Genomic DNA, 11,660 nt, shown 5'->3' on the forward strand with positions numbered 1-11,660 from the left:
AGTTAAGATTGTTTGGTTTCTTAAAAAAGCAGTTTGGTGGAAGGAATGGAAATAAATTAGTGAAAAGTATGGTTTTCCCCGACAAGCTAAGCAAAAGTTCTTAAGAATTCTACTTCCCTTATATAGACTATTGATAAGCGATCTAATGACCAATATGCCAACACGCTAAAGTTATATAAACCCACAGCTTATTATTCAAAATATTCAATATTAATAAATGGATATACTCTGCATGTCATTGCATGTTTTTAATCTAAAAAGTGGTCCTGTTAACACCATACTTAATTTTCAACCTTTGTTGAGTTATCATTTTAACCTATACTTGCTATAGTTATTCACTCACTAATTCAATTTTCCTTTCTCTCACCAAATTATTAACCCAATGAAAAAACTCTTATTTATGGTCATTCTGTTGATGACTAGCTTGTTGCAGCAGGCTATCGCGCAGGATAGAACCGTTACTGGTCGGGTTACGGACCGCAGCACTGGCGAAGGCTTGCCAGGCGTTACGGTACTCGTGAAGGGTACTTCTGTAGGTAGCTCTACCAACTCAGAAGGTGCTTTCTCTATTAGTGTACCTGCCTCAGCTACTACCTTAACTTTCTCCTCTATCGGCTATGTAAACGTGGAGCGTGCTATTGGTACTGAGTCAGTTATCGATGTTAGCTTAGGCACCGACACCAAGCAGCTAGGCGAGGTAGTGGTAACAGCTTTGGGTCGTACAGAGGAAAAAAGGTCTCTGGGCTATTCCGTACAGGATGTTCAAGGTGAAGTTCTAACCCAGGCTCGTGAGTCGAACGTGGTTAACTCACTGGCTGGCCGTGTAGCTGGTGTTTCTATTAACAACAGTAATGGCGGCTCACCTGGTAGCTCTTCGCGTATTGTTATTCGTGGTAACCGTTCGATAACGGGCAACAACCAGCCACTCTTCGTAGTAAATGGTCTACCAATCGACAACTCCAACTTCTCTCCTGCCAACGGTAGCGGTGGTGTTGACTACGGTAATGCCGCTTCAGATATTAACCCTGATGACATTGAGTCGATTACTGTATTGAAAGGTGCTAACGCAGCTGCTCTTTATGGCTCGCGTGCTTCTAATGGCGTGGTATTGATCACGACCAAATCTGGTCGTAAGCAACAGGGATTAGGGGTTAGCGTAAACAGCACGACTACCTTTGACTCTGTTCTCAAACTACCTGATTTCCAGAACGAATACGGTCAGGGTAATGGCGGTGAATTCGAATTCGTGGATGGTGCTGGTGGTGGCGTGAATGACGGTTCGGACGAAAGCTGGGGCCCGCGCCTCGACGGCCGTTTGATCCCACAATTCAACTCACCAGTAGATGCAGCTGGCAACCGCATTCCTACTCCCTGGGTAGCTAACCCCGACAACGTGCGTGACTTCTTCCGCACCGGCCGCACTCTGAACAACAACGTTTCTTTATCTGGCTCTTCTGAAAAGGCTAATTTCCGCCTTTCCTATACCAACCTAGATCAGACGGGCATCCTGGAAAACACCTTCCTGAAGCGGAACACCGTTTCGGTAAGTGGTGGCACAGACATCACCAAGAAATTCAAAGTATCTACTGACATCACTTACACCCAGAACCGTGGTCGTCGTCCCGGCCTAGGCTATAGTGGTCAGAACGTTATGCAGCAGTTCAGTTGGTTCGGCCGTCAGGTAGACATTTCGGAGCTTAAGGACTACGAGCGTGATGGTGAGAAGTATAACTGGAATTACAACTACCATAACAACCCATACTTCACGCTCAACGAGAACACCAACGATGATCGGCGTGACCGTATTAATGGCCAGCTTTCAGCAACTTACATGCTGACTAACTGGCTGAATCTTACGGCACGTACTGGCAATGACCTTTACACTGAAAAGCGTCAGCGTCGTATTGCTGTAGGTGATATCGAGAATTTGAGAGGCAGCTACGCAGAAGATGAGTACTATGTGAACGAGCGTAACTCGGAGATTCTGGCTACTGCTAACAAAGACTTGAATGAAAATTTCAACATCGACTTCGCTTTAGGTGCTAACCGTCGCGATAACAAAGTAGAGCGGATCAGCGGCCTAGCTCCTGAATTGGCTGTACCAGGTGTTTATACTCTGTCTAACTCTGCTATTGCCACTCAGCCTTCTAGCGTAAACAACAGACTGCGTGTAAATAGCGTCTACGGTTCGGCTAAACTGGGCTTTAAGAACTTTGCATTCCTTGGAGTAACAGGTCGTAATGACTGGTATTCGACGCTTGCCGACGCGAACAACAGCCTGTTCTATCCTTCTATTGATGGTAGCTTAATTGTGACTGAGGCGCTTGGTATTGAAAACTCGTTCCTGTCGTTTGCTAAACTGCGTGCTAGCTATGCAGAGGTGGGTAACGGTGGTCAGGAGCCATACCAGTTGGTTAACATCTATCCTTTCAATACTCCGTTCGGCAGCAACCCAGCTATTACAACCAGCAATGACCTGCTCAATCCCGATCTGCGGCCTGAGCGTACGGAGTCGTTAGAAGCTGGTATCGAATTGCGTTTCCTCGAGAATCGTATTGGCTTGGAATTGACTGGTTATAAAACCAACTCAATTGACCAGATCTTTAATCAGCTGGTATCTTCTTCGACGGGCTTTGCAACGGCACTCGTAAATGCTGGTGTCATCCAGAACAAAGGCATCGAAGCTATTTTGAACTTCGCTCCTTTGAACCCAGAGAACCCATTCCAGTGGAATGTGACAGCCAACTTCGCCTTGAACCGCAATGAGGTGAAAGAGTTGAATGGCGACTTGAAAACCTTGGTACTTGGTGGACAGTGGAATGCAAACGTAGAAGCTCGCGTAGGTGAGCCTTATGGTGTATTGTTCGGTAACGGCTTCCAGCGCGTACAGGAAGGCCCATACAAAGGTCAAATCATCAACGATGCTACTGGCCGTCCTATCATTGATCCGACCCGTAAGGTGTTGGGCAATGTAAACCCAGACTGGACTGGTGGTATCAGCAATTCGTTCAGCTTTAAAGGCATCAACCTCGGCGTATTGATCGATACCCGTCAGGGTGGTGATGTATACTCAGTAAGTAACACTTGGGGTAACTATGCTGGTACGTTTGCAAACTCACTCCGCGGCCGTGAAAACGGTATCATTGGAGAAGGTGTAATTGCAAATGCTGATGGCACGTACCGTCCTAATGACGTTACTAGAGCTGCTGAAAGCTACACGAAGCGTTACTACAGCAACAGCGTAGCTGAGTCTAGCATTTATGACGCTTCATTCGTTAAGCTGCGTGAGATTAAAGTGGGATACCAGTTGCCAAAAGGCCTGATCAGCAAGACCCCTTTCAGCACGATTGGACTATCTGTAGTTGGTCGTAACCTGGCTATCCTTCAGTCTAATGCGCCCAACATCGACCCAGAGACTTCTTTCAGCAGCGGCAACGCCCAAGGTTTGGAGTTCGGTCAGATTCCTTCAACGCGCAGCATTGGCTTCAACGTAAACCTCACGCTGTAAGGAATCATACATGACTGGTTGTTGTATGCGACTAATCCGTCACAACAATCAGTTATCACTTCTAAAATCAAATATTATATGAACATTTCTAAGTATCGGAAGCTAACTCTGATAGTCCCTTTTACACTTATGCTGGGATTGGGTGCTTGCGAAAAAGACTTCGAAGAACTCAATACAAACCCCAACGTAGCGGAGGTGCCTACCCCGTCTTTTATCTTGACCAATGCACTTGAGTCGACGATAGACCGTCAGTTTGGTGTAGAGGCAAGCATGGATGGTGGCGATATCATCGTTCAGCACATGGCGAAGATTCAGTATCCGGATGAGGATGCTTATTTCTTCCGCACTACTACCTACCAGAATATCTGGAATGGTTTCTATGCGCAAGGCCTAGAGGACTTCAACCTCATCACAAAACTGGGTGTAGAGCAGAAGAATCCAAACTATCAGGCTGTGGGTCTGATCATGCGGGCGTACACCTTCTCACTGCTAACAGATATTTACGGTGACATTCCTTACTCTGACGCTTTGCGTGCTAAAGAGGGGGTTCTGCAGCCTAAATATGATAAGCAACAGGATGTCTATAAGGGCATTTTGGGTGAATTGAAGCAAGCTACTACGCTGATTGATCCATCAGGAAGTGATATCTCTGGCGATATCCTTTTTGATGGCGATATGACGCATTGGTTGAAGTTTGCCAACTCGCTGCGTCTGCGCTTAGCTATGCGCATCATTGATGCTGACCCAGCAACAGCTGAGCCTATCATCAAAGAGGTATTAGCTAGCCCTGCTACTCTTTTCCAGAGCAATGCTGACAATGCTCAACTTGTTTATCGCAGCGCAGCACCGAACAATAACCCGATAAATGAAAATCGCAAAACACGTGATGATCACCGGGTAAGCAAGACGCTGGTAACGAAGCTCACTGCTTTGAAGGATCCTCGCCTGGCCATCTATGCAGAAAAGCCTGAGGCTGGTGGTGATTATGTAGGTGTACCAAATGGTATTGACGCAGAAACAGCTAACGGCCTCGGCTTGAGCAAAACATCCAGACTTGGTCGCTACTTCACTCGTGGTGAGGCACCTGGTGTACTGATGACCTACGCTGAAGTATTATTCTTCAAGGCTGAAGCAATTGCTCGTAACCGTGGACTCGCTACAGGTGATGCTGCTGCTACTTACAACGCTGCTATCCGTGCCTCGATGGAGCAGTTCGGAATTGAGCCTGCTGCAATCACGACTTATTTAGCTCAACCCGCTGTTGCTTATAATGCAGCTAACTATAAGCAGAGCATTGGCAATCAGAAGTGGATTGCTTTGTTCCAACAAGGTTTGGAGGCATGGTCGGAGTATCGTCGTTTGGATTACCCAAATGACTTGAAGCCCGGCCCAGAGGCTGCTTTGACTAAGCTCCCAACTCGTCTTCGCTATCCCGGCAACGAGCAATCGGTGAACTTGGCAAACTATCAAGCGGCAGTTGCTAACCAAGGCGCTGACAACTTGACGACTAAACTTTGGTGGGATAAGTTTTAATCTTACCTCTTCTTTGAAAAAAGTCCCCCAGCTATCTGGGGGGCTTTTTTTGTGCTATTCGAACCCAGACTCAACAGTATTTGAATTACCGGAAGTCAGAAGCCTAAATATTTGTCCGTAAATTTCCCCTTGTGCTGTTGCTGTAGATAGAATTGCCCCCACCCACCATTATGTATCTTCCCTTTCTTAGTCGTGCGGCTCAGCGTCGGACATGCGCTAGCTATATAGGACTTCTTATCCTACTCAATTTATTAAGCATTGCAGATGTCCTGGGGCAGAAGGCAGTAACGTATACGGAGCACATTGCTCCCATTATTCAGAGTAATTGTACTTCCTGCCATAAACCCGGCGGTGCTGCGCCTTTTTCGTTGCTTACCTTTCAGGATGTTGCACGCCGTGCGCGCACGATTCAGTCGGTGACGCAAAGCCGGTATATGCCGCCCTGGAAGGCTGATCCGCATTACGTTTCCTTTGCCAACGAGCGGCGGCTGACCGACCAACAGATAGCGCTCATTCGCCGCTGGACCGAGTCGGGGGCCAAGCGTGGACCTGAAGTAGCGCGTACGGCTTCTGTGCCAACCCCAGAAAAAGCCCCCCAGCGTAAGCCCGACCTGATTTTACGTCCTAAAAAGGCTTTTACTATTCGCGGAAATGGCGCGGAGAACTTTGTCATGTTCAAGATTCCATTTGAGATACCTGCCAATCAGAATGTGCAAGCGGTGGAATTTGTACCGGGTAACCGCTCTCTCATGCATCATGCTAATTACGCCGTGCAGTCAGTAGGGCCCGAAATCGACATCAATACCGGTCAAGACTATGTACTATCAGATCAATTCCTGACTAATCTGCAGGAGTTCCAACCGCTTATGCAGCATGTGGCCTATTATGGTGGTTGGATACCTGGAGCAAGCAAGCAGGAGTTCCCGGCCGGCATAGGCTTCACAATGCCCAAGCGTGGAGTTATTCTCCTGACTGCTCACTACGGGCCTTCTGGCGTGGATACCACCGACTGGTCTCAAATCAAGCTCTACTTTACCAAGACGCCTATTACACGTGAGATCCAAGCCACCAGCATTGGTTCAGGCGGCTTGGGCACCATTGATCCACCGCTAGTCATTCCAGCTGACAGCGTCAAAAAGTTTCAGGTTCAGCTAAAGACAAGCACCGATTTATCACTGCTCTACGTCTGGCCGCATATGCACCTGATTGGCAAAAGATTCAAAGCGTGGGCAACAACTCCTGAAGGAAAGCAGATTCCATTGGTCAGTATTCCAGAATGGGACTTCCGCTGGCAAGAATCTTATCAATTTCGCCATTTGACGTTAATTCCTAAAGGGTCAGTAATTCAAGTGGAGGGCACTTATGACAATACGGCTAATAACCCCAATAATCCCTTTTCACCCCCCAAAACCATTATATCACAGGATTTAATGGAAAGCCGAAGCGAAATGCTGAATCTGATAATGCTTTTTCTTCCTTATGAAAAAGGGGATCAAGAAAAACGAATCTGACAGAGTCTGAGGCTCATCTGTATGACTTTGCCAATTTTCAATATGATATCTTATGAGAAATGTAATTTTTTTCATCATTTAAATACAATACCTCAACTATTCGACCGCTACGAAAAAATATTATAAATGTTGTTTTAAACAATTCATCGCTATTTTTAGCGGAGCAAAAGTTAAGTTTCACAATTCTTCTTACCCAAACCTTTTTTGCATGAAAAGAATCTTACTCATGAGCATATTGCTCATGTTCACCTTGCTACAGCAAGTCACGGCTCAAGACCGAAATGTATCGGGACGGGTCACAGACCGTCAATCAGGGGAAGGATTGCCAGGTGTCACAGTATTGTTAAAAGGCACCAACAATGGCATTTCGACAAACTCTGATGGTACCTTCACCTTGACAGTACCTGCTACGGGAGGTATCCTCGTATTTAGTTCTATCGGTTATATTCAGTTAGAGCGTGAAATTGGTACGAATGATCAAATAAACGTGGCTTTGGCCGGCGACACCAAGCAGTTGAGCGAAGTTGTCGTAACTGGTTATGGTACGCAAGAGCGCAGAGACGTAACAGGCTCTATCTCTTCCGTGAAAGGTGAAGAAATTGCTAACCTAGCTACTCCTAGCTTTGACCAACAATTGGCTGGCCGGGCAGCAGGTGTACAAGTTACTACCCCCTCAGGTATCCTAGGTCAGGCACCCCGTATCCGTATTCGCGGTACGAACTCAATCTCTTCGGGGGCTTCTCCCCTGATTGTAGTAGATGGTGTTCCGGTAATTACTGGTAACCAAAGCGGTGTAACTCCTAACAACCCACTGGGTGACATCAACCCTGCTGACATCGATTCTTACGAAGTTCTGAAGGACGGTTCGGCTACCGCTATCTACGGCTCACGGGCTGCTAACGGCGTTATCCTGATCACAACCAAGAAAGGAAAGTTGGGCAAAGCCACTATCAGCTATGATAACTGGTTTGGTTGGGCAAAAACTACCAAGCGCTACGACGTACTGAATGCAGACCAATTCATTGAAATCAGCAACGAGAAGTACGCTGCAGTTGGCGAAAAACCACAAGCCTTTCCTTTTGAGCGTAATGGCCAAAATGTAAGCACTGACTGGCAGGATCTGATTTTCCGCACTGGCTTCCAGCAAAACCACGTAATATCTGTTGGTGGTGCTACTGAGAAAACAAATTACTATTTCTCAGCAGGTTACACTGATCAGAATGCCGTTATCAAAGCCAACTCCTTGAAGCGCGCTACCTTCCGGGGTAACCTGAATCAGGAAGTAACGAAGTGGCTAAATCTTGGTATGAACGTAGGTTTGACCCGTACTGAAAACGAAGGTTTGAATACGGGCCGTAATAGCCTGTCAGGCAACGTACTCAATGCGCTGTCGGTATTCCCGAACGTACCGGCCCGCAATGAAGATGGTACTCCTTATATCCTCCCCACTGCTCCGGCTGTAATTGGTCAAGGCAACAATACGCAGGGTATTTCCTTCAACTATCCTAACGTATTATTCGCGTTAGAGAATAACGTATTCGGTGCTACTAACTACCGTATTCTGGGTAATGTGTTCGCTGAAGTACAGCCATTAGAAGGCTTGCGTTTGCGTACCCAATACGGCACGGACTTTTTCCTGAACGACGACTTTCAATTTCTGGATCCCCGTCATGGTGATGGTCTGGGCTCACGCGGTGTCGTATTTCAGCAGTTTGCTCCTACGTTCCGTTGGAACTGGCAGAACACAATTGCTTACGACAAGCAATTTGGTGATGCTCACAAGATTGGTGTAATAGCAGGTGTTGAATACCAGAAAACGCGTGCTCAGTCCTTCTTCGCTCAGGGTACCGGTATTTCAGATCGCTACTTTGGCTCTAACAACATCATCAGCGGCACTTTGGCTACTCCTACTGTTGGTGGTGGCTTCGGCGAAAATGGTTTCGACTCTTACTTTGGTCGCATCAACTATGCCTTCAAAGATCGTTACCTATTGAGCGCAACGGTTCGTAATGACGCCATTTCATCGCTGCCAGAAGCTAACCGCCGTGGTACTTTCCCCGGTGCCTCTCTTGGCTGGCGCGTTTCGCAGGAGCCTTTCTTCAAAAGCTCAGGCATAAGCAGCATATTATCCGATTTGAAGTTACGTGCTAGCTACGCGGAAGTAGGTAACGTAGACATTGGCAACTACCCATATGCTAGCTTGTTCGGTCCTGCCAAATACGGTTCGCAAAATGGTATTGGTTATAATATCAATGGTCAGTTTGGTAACGAGAACCTGAAGTGGGAGACATCCAAGAAAAAAGACTTCGGTGTTGATTTAGGCTTCTTGGACGACCGTTTCACTTTGACTGCTGACTACTATCAAAACAACATTGACGACCTCATCCTGTTCGTTCGTGCGCCTCTATCGTTAGGTATCCCTAATAGCGGCTACAATGCTAACATCGGTCGTATGCGTAACGAAGGCTTTGAATTTGCACTTAACACGCAGAACATTGCCAATGAAGACTTCAACTGGACGACTAACATCAACTTCTCTACGAACAAAAACGAGGTATTGGAGCTGAATCAGGCGGACAACAATGCTGACCTTCTCTTCACTTACAATGTTACCCGCGTAGGAGAGTCAATCGGCTCCATTTATGGCTATGATTTCCAAGGCGTAAACGCAGCTAACGGTAACCCTATCTACCGCAAGCGCGATGGTTCATTGGTGCAGGGCAATATTGCCAATAACACGTATTACGTGTATGACCCAAGCAGCCCAGAAGTAACAACTACCTCTACTCGTTCGACTCTACGTGCCGATGAGGACCGCTTTATTTTAGGCAACTCCAACCCTACTTGGTTCGGTGGTGTGAACAACTCGTTCACTTACAAAGGCCTTGACCTGTCAGTATTCTTCCGCTTCTCTGGCGGCAACAAGATTATGAACGTAACGCGTCAGCAGTTGCTGCGCATGGAGTTTTTGAATAATGGCACCGAGATTCTGGACCGTTGGACTACACCTGGCCAGCAGACAAATGTTCCCCGTTTGGAGTTTGCTAACTCGGACTTTATCAACCTGAACAATGCTTCGTCGAGCCGCTTTGTAGAGAATGGAGACTTCTTGCGTCTACAGAATGCTACCATTGGCTATACCCTTCCTCAGAACTTGGCAGGCGTTGCTGCTCTAAGCCGTTTGCGCGTCTATGGCCAAATACAAAATGCCTTCACAATTTCGGGCTACAAAGGACTTGATCCGGAAGTAAACGCCAATGGTGACACCAATTCGCAGGCTGGCATTGACTTTAATGGCAACCCGCAGCAGCGTGTATTCACGGTAGGTCTGAATGCATCCTTCTAAATTTTAATTACTCATGAATAATCAAATATTAAGATTTTTTGCCCCCCGTCAGGCCCGCATGTTGGCGTTGACCTCTTTTCTGGCGCTGGGCTTGGGTGCTTGTGAAGTAACAGATCTGGAGCCTCAGGATAGCGTGGCCGAAGGGACTGCTTTTGAGGACGCTGCGAAGGTAAATCTTTCAGTAGCCGGTTTGTATAATGCAGCTCAGTCCGGTTTCTACGACCCGCTGAACGGTACTGCTCTCGCCGTTCGAGGCTATCCTTTCGGCGCGGCTGCCACGGAATTGGATGATATCCGTGGGGAAGATGTAGTAGATCTAGCAGGCTTCTTTGGTATCGTATACGCCAACACGATTACTCCATCAAGCCCCAACGTGGTAAATATGTGGTCAACGCTTTATGCATTGATCAATCAATCCAATGTAGTTATTGAGGGTGTTCGCGCCGCTGGCACCAAGAATCTGATTCCCGCACCTGAAGCACTGGCATTCGAAGGTGAAGCACGCTTCCTGCGGGCGTTGGCTTATCACGAATTGCTGCTGCATTTTGCCAAGCCATATGCCGACGGTCAAGGTAGTGCGGAGGGCGTACCAGTGCGTGACTTTGCCATTAATTCCACCAGTACGTTGGAGCGGGCACGAGTACAGGGCCGTAACACAGTAGCAGAAGGTTACACCCTGATGCTGGAAGACCTGAAATTTGCTGAAGAGAATCTTCCTGCCACTCGGACGGGCGGAATTGCCAACAAGGTAACGCGAGCCACGAAAGGTGCGGCAATCGCACTTCGCCAGCGTCTCCTTCTTCACCAAGGAAACTACGCTGGTGTGGTAACAGAGGGAGCAAAACTGATTGCTGGTACGACAGCTTTCACTAGCCCGATTGGTAGCTACGCTCTCACGGCTACTCCCCTGGCAGCATTTCCTGGTATTGCTGGGGCTACCGTTGAGAATATCTTCTCAATTGAAAACAGTTCAGATGATAACCCAGGAGTCAATGGCGCTTTACCTTCCTTCTTTGGCTCAAACTCGCCTGCTCCCGTTGGTATTGGGGGACGGGGCCTTATAGCTGTTAGTCCGGTTTTGTATAACTCTAGTTTCTGGACTTGCACTGACCTACGTCGTACTCAGCTATTGCAGATGGCGCCCACCCGTTATTTCAGCTTTAAGTATAGGGACGTTGCTACTGGAAGTGACTTCGCACCTATCATTCGCTATGCTGAAGTATTGCTAAATCAGGCTGAGGCGCAAGCTAGATTAGGCAAACAAGCTGAAGCACTTGCCTTGCTAAATGCAGTCCGCAATCGTGCCGTGACGACTGTTGCTGATCAGTATACGGCTGCATCTTTTGCTAATCAGACCAGTTTGATTCAGGCGATTCTCAATGAACGTCGTGTTGAGTTTGTGGCAGAAGGCTTCCGTTGGGATGACATTCACCGCTTGATAGTCGATCCTACTTTCAAATCGGGAGGTATTCCCCGTAAGTTCTCGGCTGCACAAACCGTAATGGCAAACTATAAGTGTGGAACACCAGTAACAGTGACGGGAAGTGTAGCTCCAATTCCTTACACAGACCCACGCTTCTTGTGGCCAATTCCATCCGTTGAGATTGCTAACAATCCTAATATTGCCCAGAATCCCGGGTACTAATTGATTGGCATTCTGTAAAAAGCCCCCCAGAAAATTCTGGGGGGCTTTTTTGCTTTAGTTGTTCTGATCAACAACCTTTAAAGCAAGTATCTCCAGAAATGAGAATCAACTAATAGC

General features: G+C 47.3%; 5 protein-coding genes. All 5 read left to right on the forward strand.

Annotated elements, in window-relative coordinates:
- Positions 1-382: 382 nt before the first annotated feature.
- The 5 genes from IEW06_RS00910 to IEW06_RS00930 all read left to right on the forward strand — a co-directional run bounded on the left by IEW06_RS00910 (position 383) and on the right by IEW06_RS00930 (position 11,543).
- On the forward strand, positions 383-3,508 hold the full coding sequence (locus IEW06_RS00910) for a SusC/RagA family TonB-linked outer membrane protein (protein WP_187731182.1): 3,126 nt from the start codon (positions 383-385) through the stop codon (positions 3,506-3,508).
- Positions 3,509-3,586: 78 nt separating this feature from the next.
- On the forward strand, positions 3,587-5,041 hold the full coding sequence (locus IEW06_RS00915) for a SusD/RagB family nutrient-binding outer membrane lipoprotein (protein WP_187731181.1): 1,455 nt from the start codon (positions 3,587-3,589) through the stop codon (positions 5,039-5,041).
- Positions 5,042-5,211: 170 nt separating this feature from the next.
- Positions 5,212-6,552, forward strand: coding sequence for a c-type cytochrome (locus IEW06_RS00920; RefSeq protein ID WP_229743021.1), 1,341 nt, complete (start codon positions 5,212-5,214; stop codon positions 6,550-6,552).
- Positions 6,553-6,760: 208 nt separating this feature from the next.
- A complete protein-coding gene (locus IEW06_RS00925) occupies positions 6,761-9,898 on the forward strand; it encodes a SusC/RagA family TonB-linked outer membrane protein (protein WP_223284385.1) in 3,138 nt (1,045 codons plus the stop codon).
- Positions 9,899-9,911: 13 nt separating this feature from the next.
- A complete protein-coding gene (locus IEW06_RS00930; protein ID WP_223284384.1) occupies positions 9,912-11,543 on the forward strand; it encodes a RagB/SusD family nutrient uptake outer membrane protein in 1,632 nt (543 codons plus the stop codon).
- Positions 11,544-11,660: the final 117 nt, after the last annotated feature.

The organism is Hymenobacter qilianensis (genome assembly GCF_014638675.1).
GTDB lineage: Bacteria > Bacteroidota > Bacteroidia > Cytophagales > Hymenobacteraceae > Hymenobacter > Hymenobacter qilianensis.